The organism is Pseudomonas helleri (assembly GCF_001043025.1).
In the GTDB taxonomy this organism is placed as follows: Bacteria; Pseudomonadota; Gammaproteobacteria; order Pseudomonadales; family Pseudomonadaceae; genus Aquipseudomonas; species Aquipseudomonas helleri.
On record NZ_JYLD01000006.1, the window covers coordinates 19,846 to 36,145 of the forward strand.

A 16,300-nucleotide genomic window follows, 5' to 3' on the forward strand; every position below is an offset into this window, starting at 1 on the left:
CGACCATGATCACCCCATCAAGCCCCGTGCTCAGCTACCGCGACGACTTCAGCTTTCGCAATAGCCCGGCCGCCATTCGCCGCTTTCCTTTCCCGTTCACCGAAGACAGCTACCTGTACTCGGTGAACATCGAACCCGCCACCTCCCGTGACCCTGGTTCGATTTATCACTGCGCGTTCGACATCGACGAACACTACCGCTCGGAGATGGCCGAACGCGCCCAGGTGCTGGACAAAGACCCGCGCCGCTATCTGGTCCTGCCGCACATGCAGGTGGCCGCCTGGGATGCCCTGCAACTGCTGATGGAAAGCCTTGCTGGCGATTACCCGCAGTGGTTCGTGCTCAATCGCGACGGCGAGCGCTGGCACTGGCGCAACCTGTTGCTGGACATTGATCAGCACTTTGTTTTCGGTGACGCCAGCAGCTTGCCGTGCGAACCGCTGGAGTTTATCGGGCGCCAGGTGCAAGGCGACTTCGCCCTGCTCGATCAACGCGACAACGACTTGTTTATGGACGCCGGCATCGTCACCAGCCCGGCCGACTGGTCGCTGGCCTTTGACGCTGGCATGAGCTTCAAACAGTGGCATTCGCCGGTGCCGATGGCCCATCAAATGGGCATTTTCGAACGGGCCCTGAAATACCTGCTCAACCTGCAAACAGGCCAGCCGGTAAGGCGCCTGAACTGGACGCTGACGATCAAGCCGCGCCTGGATTCATCACCCGAGACCTTTCACGAATGGGGCGCCGACCGCGGCCGCATCACCGCTGACAACGTCGGCCAGGAGGTGCACCTGCGCGTCGAGCTGCAAGTGATGCTGCGCCTTCCGCGCAGCAACGCGGTGATGTTCAGCATTCGCACCTACCTGATCAGCCTGCAAGAACTGGTGACCCAGCCCGGCTGGGGTTGCCGCCTGCACCGGGTGCTGCGCGACCTGCCCGAGCCGATTGCTGACTACAAGGGCATGACCCGCTACCGCCAGACCCTGGTCGAGTGGCTGGCGCAATTCGATCCGCAGAGTTGACCTCTGCCTCCTGACCCCTTCCTCCAGACAAGGATTTTCACATGGCACATTCATGGCGTATTTCTGCACTGGCCGAGCGTCACCGCGCACTCGGCTCCCACCTCGAAGACTGGAACGGCATGGGCACTGCCTGGACCTATGCCAGCCCGCTGGCCGATCACCATGAGGCGATCCGCACCCGCGCAGGCTTGATGGACGTCTCGGGGCTGAAAAAAGTCCACTACGTCGGCCCGCATGCCGAGAGCCTGCTGCAATGGGCGACCACCCGCGACATCGCCAAGCTCTACCCCGGCAAGTCGGTGTACGCCTCGATGCTCGACGAAGAAGGCAAGTTCGTCGATGACTGCATCGTTTACCGCACCGGGCCCAACGCGTTCATGGTGGTGCACGGCGCAGGGACCGGCTACGAAATGCTCGTGCGTTCGGCGCAAGGTCGGCAAGTGGCGGTGCTGTTCGATGACGACCTGCACGACCTGTCGTTGCAAGGGCCGCTGGCGGTAGATTTTCTGGCGGAATACGTGCCGGGCATTCGCCAGCTGCCGTACTTCCACCACCTGCAAACCCGCCTGTTTGACCGCCCGGTGATGATTTCCCGGACCGGCTACACCGGCGAGCGCGGCTACGAGATCTTCTGCAAGGCCGCCGACGCACCGGCCATCTGGGACGCGATAGTCAAGCACGGCGCGGGCATGGGCATCATCCCGTGTGCCTTTACCGCGCTGGACTGGCTGCGGGTCGAAAGCGCACTGATGTTCTTCCCGTATGACAACTCGCAGATGTACCCCTTCGCCGACCAAAAGGCCGGGGACACGCTGTGGGAGATGGGCCTGGACTTCACCGTCTCCCCTGACAAACGCGAGTTTCGCGGCGCCGAAGAGCACTTTCGTTTACGCGGCAAAGAGCGCTTCAAGATCGCTGGCGTGCTGCTCGACGGCGAACGCCCCGCCGAGGCGGGCGACACCCTGTGGCAAGGCGACAAACAGGTCGGGGTCATCACCTGCGCCATGTACTCGCGCCTGAGCAAACGCTCGATGGCGATAGCCCGCCTGAGCGTCGACTGCGCTACCCCCGGCACGCCGTTGCAGGTGCGCGGCAGCCTCAATGCCAGCGCCGCCAGCCACGCCCTGCCCTTCGACGACCCGCAAAAAACCAAGCGCACGGCCAAAGGCTGATCCGCACATTTTTTTACCCTCGGAGCCTTTGATGAACACTTCGACCGAACATTACATCCTCAAGATCAACTGCCCGGCGACCTCCGGCATCGTTGCTGCGATCAGCGACTGCCTGGCCCGCCAGCAGTGCTACATCAGTGAACTGGCGCAGTTTGACGACGAGTTCACCGGGCAGTTTTTCATGCGTGCGGTGTTCCGTTTCAACAACGGCGTCACCGGTGACATAGACGCCTTGCGTGCCGGGCTGGGCGCTCTGGCCGGTGGTTTTGACATGCAGTGGCAACTGTTCTGCTCCAGTCAGCCCACCCGCGTGTTGCTGATGGTGAGCAAGTTCGACCATTGCCTGACCGACCTGCTGTACCGCCACCGCAAGGGCGAACTGGACATGCAGATCACCGCCGTAGTGTCCAACCACCTGGACCTGCGGGCCATGGCCGAACGCGAAGGCATTCGCTTCATTTACCTGCCGATCAGCAAAGACAACAAGGCCCGCCAGGAAGCCGAGCTGATGCGCATTGTCGACGAGACCGGAACTGACCTGGTGGTGCTCGCCCGCTACATGCAGATCCTGTCTGACACCTTGTGCCAGCAACTGTCAGGCCGGGCGATCAACATTCATCACTCGTTCCTCCCCGGTTTCAAAGGCGCCAAGCCCTATCACCAGGCGTACGACCGTGGCGTCAAGCTGATCGGCGCCACTGCCCACTACGTGACCAGCGACCTCGACGAAGGGCCGATCATCGAGCAGGAAATCCAGCGCGTTGATCACACCCACCTGCCCGACTCGCTGGTCGCTATCGGCCGCGACACCGAAACCGTGGCCCTTTCCAAAGCGCTGAAGTACCACCTGGAACACCGGGTGTTCATCAACCAGGACAAGACAGTGATCTTTCGCTGATTCCCCCTTTTACCCGAGGCACGATCATGACCTTACGCGTGGCAATCATCGGTGCCGGCCCTTGCGGCATGGCGCAACTTCGAGCCTTCCAGTCGGCCCGTGACAAGGGCGCCGAGATCCCCGAGCTGGTGTGTTACGAGAAGCAAAACGATTGGGGCGGCATGTGGAACTACACCTGGCGCACCGGCCTGGATGAAAACGGCGAGCCGGTGCACGGCAGCATGTACCGCTACCTGTGGTCGAACGGGCCGAAAGAGTGCCTGGAGTTCGCCGACTACACCTTCGAAGAGCATTTTGGTCGCCCCATCGCCTCGTACCCGCCCCGTGAAGTGCTGTGGGACTACATCAAGGGCCGGGTCGAAAAAGCCGGAGTGCGCGACTACATCCGCTTCAACAATGCGGTGCGCCAAGTGACTTTCGATGAGGCCAGCCAGCGCTTTACCGTGCAGGCCCACGACTACAACAGCGACACATTGACCAGCGAGCAGTTCGACTACGTGATCAACGCCTGCGGGCACTTTTCTACGCCCAAGGTCCCGTACTTCGAAGGCTTCGAGCAATTCGCCGGCCGCATCCTGCACGCCCATGATTTTCGCGAAGCGCTGGAGTTCAAGGGCAAGGACCTGCTGATTGTCGGCAGCAGCTACTCGGCCGAGGACATCGGTTCGCAATGCTACAAATACGGGGCACGGAGCATCACCAGTTGCTACCGCACCGCGCCCATGGGCTATGCCTGGCCGGACAACTGGGAAGAAAAACCGCAGCTGCAACGCCTGGAAAACAACCGCGCCTGGTTTGCCGATGGCAGCAGCAAGCACATCGATGCGGTGATTCTGTGCACCGGCTACAAGCATCATTTCCCGTTCCTGCCCGACGAATTGAGCCTCAAGACCGACAACCGCTTGTGGCCGATGAACCTCTACAAGGGCGTGTTCTGGGAACCCAACCCGCGCCTGATCTACCTCGGCATGCAAGATCAGTGGTACTCGTTCAACATGTTCGACGCCCAGGCCTGGTACGCCCGCGACGTGATTTTGGGGCGCATCCAGTTGCCCGACCACGCCCAGCGGACCGCCGACAGCCAGCAATGGCAGGCCCGTGAACAAACCCTGGAAACCAACCAGCAGATGTTCGAATTCCAGGGCGCGTATATCCAGGAGTTGGTTGATGCCACCGACTACCCGAGCTTCGACATCGCGGCGGTCAATCAAACCTTCCTGCACTGGAAGCATGACAAAGCCGAAAACATCATGGGTTATCGCGACAAGTCGTACCGCTCGCTGATGACCGGCACCCAATCGCCGCCTCACCACACGCCGTGGCTGCATGCGCTGGACGACTCCATGGCGGCGTATCTGGGCGAGCCGCCCACCACCATCAAGTCGGTCGGCTGACCCGGGAGCCTGTTAATGAATGCACCACGCATTTCCCGGCCCAACGAGCCCGGGTTGTTTGCCCGGGCGCCCAATCTGGAGCGCTACCGGGTGGTGGCGGGCGGCCTGACCCTGATCGCCTTGCAACCCGGTGACAGCCTGCAAGTGATCGACCTTGAAGGCCAGCAGCCGTGTGAGCTGCTGGCGCTCAATGCGCAAGGTGCCAGCGCGTTAAGCGATTGGGGGCTGAGCGCATCGGCCGCCAACACTTACCTGCGCACCCGACTGAGCCAGCCCACGCTGCAAGCCCGACGGATCACTCAAGCCCTGGGCAAACGCGCCATTGAGGCTAACAACCTGCCGCACCCGGCATTGCTCTGGGGCACCGACAGCCCGGCCGGACACCAGCAGCAGTGGGTTGCCGAGGCAGAACGGCTGGTGCTCATCGCCGCCCCCGCCGAACCCACCGCGGTTGACCGCCAGTACCGCCCCAGCGAACTGCGGGTGTTGGTGACCCGGGCCAATCCCTCGGCCCTGCTGCTGCCCGCGCTGCCCGAGCCGTTGGCTGAACTGGTCGACGAATTCACCCTGCGCCCCGGCACGGCGCACAGCTATACCGTCGCCAAGGGCCAGTACGTGCAGGTACTGGATGTGGCTGGCCGGCAATGCTCTGACTTTGTCGCGCTGGACCACAGGGCGCTGGATCGCGGCCTGGAGCTGGACCTCGACCAGACCGTGACCCGCACCCTGAACGGCAGCGCTTACCCGCTACCGGGCCTGTTTTCGAAGTTTTTCGACCGCCAGATGCAACCGATGCTCGAAGTGGTGCAAGACACCGTTGGCCGCCACGACTCCTTCGCCCTGGCCTGCGCGGCACGCTACTACGAAACCCATGGCTATTTTGGGCACGACAACTGCAGCGACAACCTGAGCCGGGTACTCGCCGCGCATGGCGTACAACCCCGCGCCGGTTGGCCGGCGATCAATTTCTTCTTTAACACCGGGATCGATGCCCACCAGCACCTGACCCTCGACGAGCCCTGGTCACGCCCCGGCGATTACGTGCTGCTGCGGGCCATGACCGACCTGGTGTGTGGCAGCACGTCGTGCCCGGACGACATCGACCCGGCAAACGGCTGGAACCCGACGGACATTCATGTCCGCATCTACAGCGAAAAGGAGCGTTTTTCCATCGCCATGAGCACTCGAGCAACGGCGGATGCCGACCCGATCCTGACCCGCGAAAGCGCATTCCACGGGCGTACCCGCGCCCTCACCAGCAGTTTTGTCGACTACCGCAACTGGTGGCTGCCACTGCGCTACGACGGCTACGGCGCCATCGAGGAATACCTCGGCTGCCGCGAGCGGGTGGCGGTGATGGACCTCACCGCCCTGCGCAAATTCGAAATCCTCGGGCCGGACGCCGAAGCCTTGTTGCAGTACTGCCTGACCCGCGACGTGCGGCGCCTGGCAATCGGCCAGGTGGTGTATTCAGCCATGTGCCACGAACACGGCGGCATGCTCGACGACGGCACTTTGCTGCGGCTGGGCCAGGACAATTTTCGCTGGATCTGCGGCGAGGACTACGCCGGGGTCTGGTTGCGTGAACAAGCACTAAAACTGGGCATGAAAGTCTGGATCAAGTCCGCCAGCGAGCAGATTCACAACCTCGCCGTACAAGGTCCGCGCAGCCGCGAGCTGCTGCAACAGATGGTCTGGACCCCGCCCGGCCAGCCAAGCATTGAAACCCTGGGCTGGTTCCGCTTTCTGGTGGGCCGCCTGGACGGTTACGACGGCTGCCCGCTGATGATTTCACGCACCGGCTACACCGGCGAACTGGGCTTTGAGGTCTGGTGCCAGCCCGAAGATTCCGAGCGCGTCTGGGACCGGATCTGGGCGCTGGGCCAACCCTTGGGCATCGTCCCGTTGGGCCTGGAAGCACTGGACATGCTGCGCATCGAAGCCGGTCTGATTTTTGCCGGGTATGAATTCAGCGATCAGACCGATCCGTTTGAAGCCGGGATCGGTTTTTCAGTGCCGCTTAAAAGCAAAACCGATGACTTTATCGGCCGCGACGCCCTGCTGCGCCGCAGCGCCCACCCCGCGCACAAGCTGGTGGGCCTGCACCTGAGCGGCAACGAAGGCGCACACCACGGCGACCCGGTCTACCGTGGCCGGGCCCAGGTCGGGGTGGTCACCAGCGCCTGCCGCTCACCGCTGCTGGGCAGCAACATTGCTTTGTGCCGGGTGGATGTGGCGTGCAGCGAAGCCGGTACTGAGCTGGAAGTTGGAAAAGTCGATGGCCTGCAGAAGCGCATCAGCGCCACGGTCAGCGCAGCGATCTTCTATGACCCGGACAAGAGCCGGGTCCGTAGCTGATCGACGAACGTCACCCACTTTGCCTGCCCCACTACCACGCAATACAGACATGGGATCAAGAAGATGGAAGCGACTACGTTCGAGGCCGTACCGCAGTCCGCCCGTTCAGTGGGCAGCCTGCAGCGAAAAATCGATTGGCGAGGGGCGTTTTGGGTCGCCAGCGGCGTGCCGGCGCTGGTGCTGTTCACCATCGGCGCCATTGCCGCAACAGTGGGCAAACCGGCCTGGATTGTGTGGATCGTGTCGATCCTGTTCGGGTTTATCCAGGCCTTCACTTACGCCGAAATTGCCGGGCTGTTCCCGCATAAATCCGGCGGCGCTTCGGTGTATGGCGCCGTGGCCTGGGTGCGCTACAGCAAGCTGATTGCCCCGGTGTCGGTGTGGTGCAACTGGCTGGCCTGGTCGCCGGTGCTGTCCATCGGCTCGGGGCTGGCCGCAGGTTACATCCTGACGGCGCTGTTTCCGGCCGATTCGCTGATCAACACCTGGCAACTGACCCTGCTCGATCTGGGCTGGGTCAAAAGCGGGCTGTCGTTGCGCATCAACGCCACCTTCGCCATCGGCCTGCTGATTCTGCTGACGGTGTTTGCCGTGCAGCACGGCGGCATTCTGCGCTCGGCACGCCTGACCCTGGTGCTGGGCATGACTTCGCTGATTCCGCTGCTGCTGGTCGGCGTGGTTCCGCTGTTTACCGGCGACACCCTGCAGGCCAATTTCTTCCCGCTCTACCCGCTGGCCCACGATGCGGCCGGGCAAGTGGTCGACGGCAGCTGGAACATGTCTGGCTGGACCCTGATGGCGGGCGGGCTGTTCATGGCCGCCTGGTCGACCTACGGTTTCGAAACGGCGGTGTGCTACACCCGCGAATTCAAGGACCCGAAACGCGACACCTTCAAGGCGATTTTTTACGCGGGCGTGCTGTGTATCTTCGTCTTCACCCTGGTCCCGCTGGCGTTTCAGGGCAGCCTCGGGCTGGGCCAACTGGTGACACCGGCGGTACTTGATGCCAGCGGTGCGGTGGTTACCCCGGCGGTCTACAGCGGTCTGTTGTCCCCTGCCATCTACAGCGGCATGGGCGTCGGCCAAGTGATGGCCGACAGCATCGGTGGCGGCAAGCTGGTGGCCAACATCGTGCTGATCATGCTGGTGCTCGCCACTTTGCTGGCGATCATGACCTCCATGTCAGGCTCGTCGCGCACCCTGTACCAGGCGTCGGTAGACGGCTGGCTGCCCAAATACCTGGGCCGCACCAATGAACATGGGGCGCCGACAGCGGCCATGTGGACCGACCTGGGTTTCAACCTGCTGCTGTTGTTGATGTCGGACTACGTGTTCGTGCTGGCGGCGTCCAACGTCAGCTACATCATCTTTAACTTCCTCAACCTCAATGCCGGCTGGATCCACCGCATGGACCGCCCGGACTGGGCCCGCCCGTACAAGGCGCCCACCCTGCTGCTGGCCGCCGGTGGCGTGCTGAGTTTCGTCAACCTGGCCTGCATGGGCCTGGGCGCCGACATTTGGGGCGCGGGCACACTGCTGACCGGGCTGCTGCTGGCGCTGCTGATCCTGCCGGTGTTTTGCTTCCGCCATTACCTGCAGGACAAAGGGCGCTTCCCCGAAGCCATGCTCAACGACCTCTATATCGAGGCCGACTCGGGTCAAAAACGCGCGGGCTGGTTGCCCTACGCCACGTTGATCGCGGGTGTGCTCGTGGTCTATGGCTGCCATCAACTGGCGGTGATCTGACGTTTACGGCTGGAGCATCAGGGCACGTCCCTGATGCTCCAGCCCTTTTTAAACCTCAAGACAACGGTGATTCGATTGACCCCTTCAGCCCAGACACACGCCCGCATCATCGACGGCAAAGCCCTGTCGGCGCAGGTTCTCGACGAGGTTCGCGAAGACGTCCGCGCCCTCGCCGCACAACAGATTTACCCGGCACTGGCGGTCCTGCTGATCGGCCAGGACCCCGCCAGCGAAGTCTACGTGCGCAACAAGTTGCTGCGCGCCAAAGACGTCGGCATCCGCTCGCTGGAGCACCGCCTGCCCGACAACGTCAGCCAGCAGCAGGTGCTGCAACTGATCCAGCGCCTCAACGCCGACCCGGGCGTGAACGGCATTCTGGTGCAACTGCCGTTACCTGCGCACATCAATGAACAAGCGGTGATCCAGGCCATTGCGCCGATCAAGGACGTAGACGGGTTTCATCGTGAAAACGTTGGCGGGCTGGTGCAAGGCGACGAGGTCCTCACACCCTGCACGCCCAGCGGTTGCATGCGCCTGCTGCACGAAACCCTCGGTGACCTGAGCGGCCTGCATGCCGTGGTGGTGGGTCGCTCCAATATTGTCGGAAAGCCCATGGCGACCTTGCTGTTGCAGGCCAATTGCAGCGTCAGTGTGGTGCATTCGCGCAGCGTCGATGCTGCGGCGCTGTGCCGTCTGGCGGATATCGTGGTCGCGGCCGTGGGCAGGCCGCAGATGATCGATGCCCGCTGGCTCAAGCCGGGCGCTGTGGTGATTGATGTCGGCATCAACCGCATCGACACCAGCAACGGGCCCCGACTGGTGGGCGACGTGGATTTTGAGAGCGCGAGTCGCGTGGCCAGCGCCATCACCCCGGTTCCGGGCGGTGTGGGGCCGATGACCATTGCCTATCTACTGAAAAACACCCTGATCGCCAGTGAACTGCAACGCTCAGAGCGCCCGATCAGCTACCCGGCTGTCGGCTAAAACACCCATTTGTAGTCGCTGCCGAAGGCTGCGATCGGCGACACAGTCGTCGTAAATCAGCCAACGCGCTCATCCAGACAGATTCGGGGGCACAGGTTTCGCGATCGCTGCGCAATCGATCGCAGCCTCGCGGTGCTCGTCAGCGACTACAACCCCGTGGGAGCCGCCTCTTATCACCCCAGTCGTTTAAATAAAGGGGTTGGTGGCGAAAAGGAGTACCCTGCCGTCCGGCTTTTATTTTCCGCCCCAGGACCCTCTATGTTTCCCAACGCTGAACGCTATAACCACTCCACTGAATACGCCAACAAGCTGGTGGACCGCATCGGCCAGACCCCGGCCTGGATTGCCCAGCGCATCGGTGTCACTGAAAAACGCATGCGCTACATTCTCGCCGGTTCGCGCACGATCAAAGGCGATACCACCGAGATCCTGATGAGTTACGCCGAGCAGTTTTGTCTGGAAAGTCTGGCCGCTGAAGCCAAAGCCGCAAAAGACCGTGCTCGCTCCAAAGCCGCGACGCCCGCCAGCGACGCTTAAAACAACCCCATTTGCCCGCCCACCAGCGCGCTGAAGTCATCGTCGACAAACACCAGAATCGCATCGGCCACGGGCTGCAACTGCCGGGTCAGGTAGTGATCGTAGTCGACCTCGGCGGTGCGGTTCTCCAGCGGCTGCGGCCCCGCCACAGTAATGACGTAGCTGATATAGCCGCCATTCTGGTATTGCCGGGGTCGGCCTTGCTGGTCGTTGTATTCGTCTGCCAGCCGCGCCGCGCGCACGTGCGGCGGGACGTTGCGCTCGTAGTCGCTCAACGGCCGGCGCAAGCGTTTGCGGTAGATCAGCCATTCGTCATGCTGGCCCGCCAGGGTGCGCTGCACAAAATCGCGCACGTAATCCTGGTACGGCTGGCGGTTGAAGATGCGCAGGTACAACGCCTGCTGAAACTGTTGCGCCAGCGGCGACCAGTCGCTGCGCACGGCTTCAAGGCCCTTGTAGACCATTTCTGCCTGCCCGTCAGGGCGCATCACCAGCCCGGCATAGCGCTTTTTACTGCCCTCTTCGGCCCCGCGAATGGTCGGCATCAAGAATCGGCGGTAGTGCGTTTCGAATTGCAGTTCCAGCGCGCTGACCAGCCCGTACTCATCGCGGACATGGGCTTGCCACCATTGGTTGACGTGCTGCACCAGTTCACGGCCGATGCGTGCGGCATCGGCTTCGCTGTGCTCGCTGCGCAGCCAGACAAAGGTCGAATCGGTGTCACCGTAGATCACGCTGTAACCCTGCGCTTCGATCAGGGCGCGGGTCTTGAGCATGATTTCATGGCCACGCAGGGTGATTGACGAGGCCAGCCGGGTGTCGAAAAAGCGGCAGCCACTGGAGCCCAGTACCCCATAAAACGAGTTCATGATGATTTTCAGCGCTTGTGACAGCGGTGCGTTTTTCTCGCGCTTGGCCACTTCCCGGCCATTGGCTATCTGCTCGATGATCGCGGGCAAACAATGCCGGGTACGGGAGAAACGCGCGCCACGAAAGCCCGGAACCGAGTGTTCATCGTCAGGCTCTCGCAGCCCTTCGATCAGTCCCAGCGGGTCGATCAAGAACGTGCGGATGATCGATGGATACAGGCTCTTGTAGTCCAGTACCAGCACCGACTCATACAAACCGGGCTGCGACTCCATGACAAAGCCGCCGGGGCTGGCCTGCGGCGGGTTATCGCCGAGGTTCGGGGCAACGTAGCCCTGGCGATGCATCAGCGGCATGTACAAGTGGTAGAACGCCGCCACCGAACCGCCGCTGCGGTCAGCTTCCAGCCCGGTGACCGAGGCACGCTCCAGCAAAAATGTCAGCAGCTCGGTCTTGTGGAAGATGCGCGTCACCAGCTCGCAGTCCTTGAGGTTGTAGCGCGCCAGTGCGGGCTTGTCCTCGGCAAACATGCGGTTGATTTCGTCCATGCGCTGGTAGGGGGTGCTGATGTCCTTGCCTTCACCCAACAAGGTTTGCGCGACGTTTTCCAGGCTGAACGAGGTGAACGACCATGTCGCCGAACGCAGCGATTCGATACCGTCGATGATCAAGCGCCCCGCCGCGCTGGCGAAGTAATGATTGTTGCGCGAGCCGTGCTCACGCCACTGCATTTCGCTGCCCCCACGCCCCAACAGCAACGGGATACCCAGGCGTCGGGCATGTTCGTGCAAGATGCGCATATCGAACTGCACCACGTTCCAGCCAATGATCGCGTCAGGGTCGTGCAGCGCCATCCAGTGGTTCAGGCGCAGCAACAGGTCGCCACGGGTGGCGCAAAACTCGAGGTCGAAATCCACCGGGGTGTCGGCGTCCGTCGCCTTGCCCAGCATGTACACCTGGCGCTGACCACAACCTTCGAGGGCAATCGAATACAGGTCGCCCTGGGCGCTGGTTTCAATGTCCAGCGAGACCAGTTTTAAACGCGGTCGGTAGTCCGGGTGCGGTTTCATCCGCGTATCCAGCAGCGGGCCATCCGTTTGGGGCTGGCCGCTAAAACTCACCGGGGCGGTGATAAAACGCTCCATCAAAAAGCGTTCAGGTGGCCGAATATCGGCCTCGAACACCTCAACCCCGGCGCGGCGCAGGCGCTGGGCGATGTCGATCAATTGCCCATGCTGCTGGCTGTAAAGGCCCAGCACCGGCCGCGAGTGGAAGTCGCGCAGGGCCAGCTCACGCAACTCAATATTGCGCTCATCCTGCACCAGCGCTTCGACCTGGCCACGTTGCGCCTGCGGCATAAACGCGACAGACGTCTGCACCGGCAGGCGCACGTGCTGCGGCCCGTCATCGGTGGCCAGCCAGAACTCCACTTCAACCCCTGACGGCGTATCGCGCCAATGCCGGGTCAGTACAAAGCCATGTCTCAGCACAACAAGGTGCGCCTTACAAACACGTGGCAACCATGGCCAAACGGCGCAACGCAGCGCTGTCGTTTGGCTGCTTGGCGTAATAGCTCAAGGCGGTGCCGGTGCCCTGCGGCTGCAGGTCGACAAACGATTCGGCGCCACGGGTATAGACCGTCAAACGACCGGATTTGTCTTTGTCGATATAGGCACTGGCATCCACCCCGAACACACCCTCGTCTTCCCAGGTGAACTTGATGCACTCGGCCACCTTCGGCGTCTCTTTGTCAGAGATCAGGGCCCGCGTGGGGGCCTGGTTGCGGGCTTCATTCATCGCCGGTGAGACACACCCCGCCAGCAAGGCCAGGCCTACAGCGCCAATCAGCATTCGCATTGAATATCCCCTCAAAAAAAGTCGCCCACGATAGCACGCGGGTACAACGGATTCATTGACTGACAGCCACACCACAACACATACGATGACTTGATAGCACTTTTTAAAACTGTGCGTTTCTCAACGGACTTACGCTGACGTAAAAATGGCGGCCCGCTTATAGAAATCACCGTTTCCGGGGATTTTTATAACTGATTGGTTTGATTGAGGCATTGCGAGGTGAAAACTCAAGTCATATGATGTCTGTCAACTTGATTCGCCCAGCCCTGACTCTAATTCTAATAAGGACCATGCCATGACTGCCGAACACCCTCATCACGCCAGCAAAACGCCCGTGGTCACCAGCCTCCAGGTCATTCCGGTGGCTGGCCACGACAGCATGTTGCTTAACCTCAGCGGTGCCCACGGGCCTTTCTTTACCCGCAACATCGTGATCCTCAAGGACAGCAGTGGCAATGTCGGCGTGGGTGAGGTGCCGGGCGGTGAACGCATCCGGGAAACCCTGGAGGACGCCCGCAGCCTGGTGGTCGGCCAGGCCATCGGCAACTACCAGCGGGTGCTCAACAGCATGCGCAGCACCTTCGCTGCCCGTGATGCCGGTGGCCGTGGCCTGCAAACCTTTGACCTGCGCATCACCATTCACGCCGTGACGGCCATGGAGTCTGCCCTGCTCGATCTGCTTGGCCAGTTCCTTGAGGTGCCGGTGGCGGCCTTGCTCGGCGAAGGCCAGCAGCGGGATGCAGTGAAGATGCTCGGCTACCTGTTTTACATCGGCGACCGCCAGCAAACCGATCTGGGATACCGCACTGAAGACAGCGCCGATGACTGGTTCCGCCTGCGCAATGAACACGCCATGACCCCCGAAGCCGTGGTGCGACTGGCTGAAGCCGCGCAGGCCAAATATGGCTTTAACGACTTCAAGCTCAAGGGTGGCGTGCTGCGCGGCGCTGAAGAAATCGAAGCCGTAACCGCCCTGGCCGAACGCTTCCCCAACGCGCGTATCACCCTTGACCCCAACGGCGCGTGGTCGCTCAAGGAGGCCATCGCCTTGTGCCGCGACCAGCATAAAGTGCTGGCATACGCCGAAGACCCGTGTGGCGCCGAAAACGGCTATTCCGGGCGCGAAGTGATGGCCGAGTTCCGCCGCGCCACCGGCCTGCCGACCGCCACCAACATGATCGCCACCGACTGGCGCGAAATGGGCCATGCGATCCAGTTGCAATCGGTCGACATCCCGCTGGCCGACCCGCATTTCTGGACCATGCAAGGCTCGGTGCGGGTCGCGCAAATGTGCCACGAATGGGGCCTGACCTGGGGCTCGCACTCCAACAACCACTTTGATATTTCACTGGCCATGTTCACCCAGGTCGCTGCTGCCGCGCCCGGCGAAATCACCGCTATTGATACCCACTGGATCTGGCAGGACGGCCAGCACCTGACCCGCGACCCGCTGCAAATCATTGACGGGGAGATTCAGGTGCCGGCCAGACCCGGCCTGGGCGTGGACATCGACATGGACGCCGTCGCCAAGGCCCACGAGCTGTACAAAGGCATGGGCCTCGGCGCACGGGACGACAGCATCGCCATGCAATACATGATTCCCGGCTGGAAATTCGATAACAAAAAACCGTGTCTGGTGCGCTGAGCCGCGCTGCCCGCACGCCTAATGAGTAAGGATTGAACACATGTCGACAGTTACAGGCCACAACTTTATCGCCGGTCGCCGCAGCGCCGCAGGCACCACCCTCCTTCAAAGCCTTGATGCGACCACGGGCGAAGCCCTGCCCTATCACTTTTATCAAGCCACCGCCGAAGAAGTCGACCTCGCCGCCCAGGCCGCCGATGAAGCCTTTGCGAGCTTCCGCCAACTGAGCCCCGAGCGCCGCGCCGAGTTCCTCGACGCCGTCGCCGATGAAATCGACCAGTTGGGTGACGATTTTGTCGCGCTGGTCTGCCGTGAAACTGCGCTGCCGGCCGGGCGCATTCAAGGGGAGCGTGGACGCACCAGCGGGCAGATGCGCCTGTTTGCCAAGGTTTTGCGGCGTGGTGACTTTTTAGGCGCACGCATTGATTTGCCGCTGCCGGATCGCAAGCCGCTGCCCCGCGTAGACCTGCGCCAATACCGGATTGGTGTAGGGCCGATTGCGGTGTTCGGCGCGAGCAACTTTCCGCTGGCGTTTTCAACGGCAGGTGGCGATACCGCCGCGGCCTTTGCCGCAGGCTGCCCGGTAGTGTTCAAGGCCCACAGCGGGCACATGGCGACGGCAGATCAGGTCGGCGGCGCGATTATCCGCGCCGCCGAAAAAACCGGCATGCCCAAAGGCGTGTTCAACATGATTTTTGGCGCAGGCGTCGGCGAGCCGCTGGTCAAGCACCCGGCTATCCAGGCCGTGGGCTTTACCGGATCGCTGCATGGCGGCAATGCCCTGAGCAAAATGGCCGCCGAGCGCGAGCAGCCGATCCCGGTGTTTGCCGAGATGTCGAGCATCAACCCGGTCATCCTCCTGCCTCAAGCCCTGGCAGCACGCGCGGCCAGCATCGCCAAAGACCTGGCCGCATCGGTGACCTTGGGCGGCGGCCAGTTCTGCACCAATCCGGGCTTGGTCATCGGCGTGCGCTCGCCTGAGTTCACCGGGTTTGTGCAACAACTGACCCAATACATGAGCGAACAGGCGCCGCACACCTTGCTCAATGCCGGGGGCCTGCGCAATTACGCCAAGGGCATCGAGCAGTTGCTCAACCACGCGGGCATCAGCCATCTGGCGGGGCACGCACAGAGCGGCACGCAAGCGCAGCCACAACTGTTCAAGGCCGATGTCAGCCTGCTGCTGAACAAGGACCCGCTGCTGCAAGAAGAAGTGTTTGGCCCGGCGACCTTGATCATCGAAGTGGCTGATGACGCGCAGCTAAAAGCTGCCTTGCTAGCCTTGCGCGGGCAACTGACTGCCACCCTGATTGGCGAACCGGGCGACCTGCAACACTATCAGTGGCTGGTACCGATCCTTGAACAAAAGGTCGGGCGTATTCTGGTCAACGGCTACCCGACCGGCGTCGAAGTGTGCGATGCCATGGTCCACGGCGGCCCTTACCCGGCCACTTCGGATGCTCGCGGTACGTCGGTGGGTTCGCTGGCGATTGATCGCTTCCTGCGCCCGGTGTGCTACCAGAACTACCCCGACGCCCTGCTTCCCGCAGCGTTGCAAAACAGCAACCCGCTGGGCTTGCAGCGCTTGGTCAATGGCGAGTGGAGTGCGCGAGTGATCGATTAAAAGATCGTCACTCTGTAGGAGCGAGCTTGCCTCGCGATCTTTTGATCTTTCAAAGATCGCGAGGCAAGCTCGCTCCTACAGTTTTGATGTACATGCCAAATTTCAGGCAAAAAAAAGCCCAAGTAGCTGATGGAAACTTGGGGCTTAAAAATGCATAAACCGTGGTAGGTGAACGCAGGGCGATAATACCCCAGTG

The 16,300-nt window shown here is 61.9% G+C and carries 12 protein-coding genes; 10 read left to right on the forward strand and 2 right to left on the reverse strand.

What is annotated here, in order from left to right; genetic code table 11:
• Positions 1-5 precede the first annotated feature (5 nt).
• The 8 genes from TU84_RS11095 to TU84_RS11130 all read left to right on the forward strand — a co-directional run bounded on the left by TU84_RS11095 (position 6) and on the right by TU84_RS11130 (position 10,111).
• Positions 6-1,022: a heme-dependent oxidative N-demethylase family protein gene (locus TU84_RS11095; RefSeq protein ID WP_048369126.1), complete on the forward strand. Its 1,017-nt coding sequence runs from the start codon at positions 6-8 to the stop codon at positions 1,020-1,022.
• A 41-nt stretch (positions 1,023-1,063) separates the two neighbouring features.
• On the forward strand, positions 1,064-2,194 hold the full coding sequence (locus TU84_RS11100) for an aminomethyltransferase family protein (RefSeq protein ID WP_048369127.1): 1,131 nt from the start codon (positions 1,064-1,066) through the stop codon (positions 2,192-2,194).
• Positions 2,195-2,225: 31 nt separating this feature from the next.
• Entirely contained in the window at positions 2,226-3,092 is an 867-nt protein-coding gene (gene purU, locus TU84_RS11105) for a formyltetrahydrofolate deformylase (RefSeq protein ID WP_048369128.1), read from the forward strand.
• Between the two features lie 26 nt (positions 3,093-3,118).
• Complete coding sequence (locus tag TU84_RS11110; protein ID WP_048369130.1) at positions 3,119-4,486, forward strand: NAD(P)-binding domain-containing protein; 1,368 nt, start codon at positions 3,119-3,121, stop codon at positions 4,484-4,486.
• 15 nt (positions 4,487-4,501) lie between these two features.
• Complete coding sequence (locus TU84_RS11115; RefSeq protein WP_048369131.1) at positions 4,502-6,844, forward strand: DUF1989 domain-containing protein; 2,343 nt, start codon at positions 4,502-4,504, stop codon at positions 6,842-6,844.
• 63 nt (positions 6,845-6,907) lie between these two features.
• Positions 6,908-8,590 carry an APC family permease gene (locus TU84_RS11120; protein ID WP_048369132.1) on the forward strand — a complete coding sequence of 561 codons (1,683 nt, stop codon included), beginning with the start codon at positions 6,908-6,910 and terminating at the stop codon, positions 8,588-8,590.
• Positions 8,591-8,623: 33 nt separating this feature from the next.
• A complete protein-coding gene (gene folD, locus TU84_RS11125; RefSeq protein ID WP_048369133.1) occupies positions 8,624-9,574 on the forward strand; it encodes a bifunctional methylenetetrahydrofolate dehydrogenase/methenyltetrahydrofolate cyclohydrolase FolD in 951 nt (316 codons plus the stop codon).
• A gap of 258 nt (positions 9,575-9,832) precedes the next feature.
• Positions 9,833-10,111: a hypothetical protein gene (locus TU84_RS11130; RefSeq protein ID WP_048369134.1), complete on the forward strand. Its 279-nt coding sequence runs from the start codon at positions 9,833-9,835 to the stop codon at positions 10,109-10,111.
• On the opposite strand, the gene TU84_RS11135 is transcribed toward TU84_RS11130, so the two are convergent.
• Both TU84_RS11135 and TU84_RS11140 read right to left on the reverse strand, forming a co-directional pair.
• Complete coding sequence (locus TU84_RS11135; RefSeq protein ID WP_371929002.1) at positions 10,108-12,468, reverse strand: DNA polymerase II; 2,361 nt, start codon at positions 12,466-12,468, stop codon at positions 10,108-10,110. The genes TU84_RS11130 and TU84_RS11135 overlap by 4 nt on opposite strands.
• 13 nt (positions 12,469-12,481) lie before the next feature.
• Positions 12,482-12,835, reverse strand: coding sequence for a hypothetical protein (locus TU84_RS11140; protein ID WP_048369136.1), 354 nt, complete (start codon positions 12,833-12,835; stop codon positions 12,482-12,484).
• Between the two features lie 295 nt (positions 12,836-13,130).
• Here TU84_RS11140 and gudD point away from each other — a divergent pair, with 295 nt between their 5' ends.
• Together gudD and TU84_RS11150 are read left to right on the forward strand one after the other, a co-directional pair.
• The gene (gene gudD, locus TU84_RS11145) at positions 13,131-14,480 is read left to right on the forward strand and encodes a glucarate dehydratase (protein ID WP_048369137.1); all 1,350 of its coding nucleotides are present in this window, start codon (positions 13,131-13,133) and stop codon (positions 14,478-14,480) included.
• A gap of 40 nt (positions 14,481-14,520) precedes the next feature.
• Complete coding sequence (locus tag TU84_RS11150; RefSeq protein ID WP_048369138.1) at positions 14,521-16,104, forward strand: aldehyde dehydrogenase (NADP(+)); 1,584 nt, start codon at positions 14,521-14,523, stop codon at positions 16,102-16,104.
• The last annotated feature ends 196 nt before the right edge of the window (positions 16,105-16,300 follow it).

What these genes read in the sequence shown, in the direction of transcription:
- TU84_RS11095 (WP_048369126.1), top strand. Translation starts at nt 6, where the DNA reads ATGATCACCCCATCAAGCCCCGTGCTCAGCTACCGCGACGACTTCAGC.
- TU84_RS11100 (WP_048369127.1), top strand. Translation starts at nt 1,064, where the DNA reads ATGGCACATTCATGGCGTATTTCTGCACTGGCCGAGCGTCACCGCGCA.
- purU (WP_048369128.1), top strand. Translation starts at nt 2,226, where the DNA reads ATGAACACTTCGACCGAACATTACATCCTCAAGATCAACTGCCCGGCG.
- TU84_RS11110 (WP_048369130.1), top strand. Translation starts at nt 3,119, where the DNA reads ATGACCTTACGCGTGGCAATCATCGGTGCCGGCCCTTGCGGCATGGCG.
- TU84_RS11115 (WP_048369131.1), top strand. Translation starts at nt 4,502, where the DNA reads ATGAATGCACCACGCATTTCCCGGCCCAACGAGCCCGGGTTGTTTGCC.
- TU84_RS11120 (WP_048369132.1), top strand. Translation starts at nt 6,908, where the DNA reads ATGGAAGCGACTACGTTCGAGGCCGTACCGCAGTCCGCCCGTTCAGTG.
- folD (WP_048369133.1), top strand. Translation starts at nt 8,624, where the DNA reads ATGCTCCAGCCCTTTTTAAACCTCAAGACAACGGTGATTCGATTGACC.
- TU84_RS11130 (WP_048369134.1), top strand. Translation starts at nt 9,833, where the DNA reads ATGTTTCCCAACGCTGAACGCTATAACCACTCCACTGAATACGCCAAC.
- TU84_RS11140 (WP_048369136.1), bottom strand. Translation starts at nt 12,835, where the DNA reads ATGCGAATGCTGATTGGCGCTGTAGGCCTGGCCTTGCTGGCGGGGTGT.
- gudD (WP_048369137.1), top strand. Translation starts at nt 13,131, where the DNA reads ATGACTGCCGAACACCCTCATCACGCCAGCAAAACGCCCGTGGTCACC.
- TU84_RS11150 (WP_048369138.1), top strand. Translation starts at nt 14,521, where the DNA reads ATGTCGACAGTTACAGGCCACAACTTTATCGCCGGTCGCCGCAGCGCC.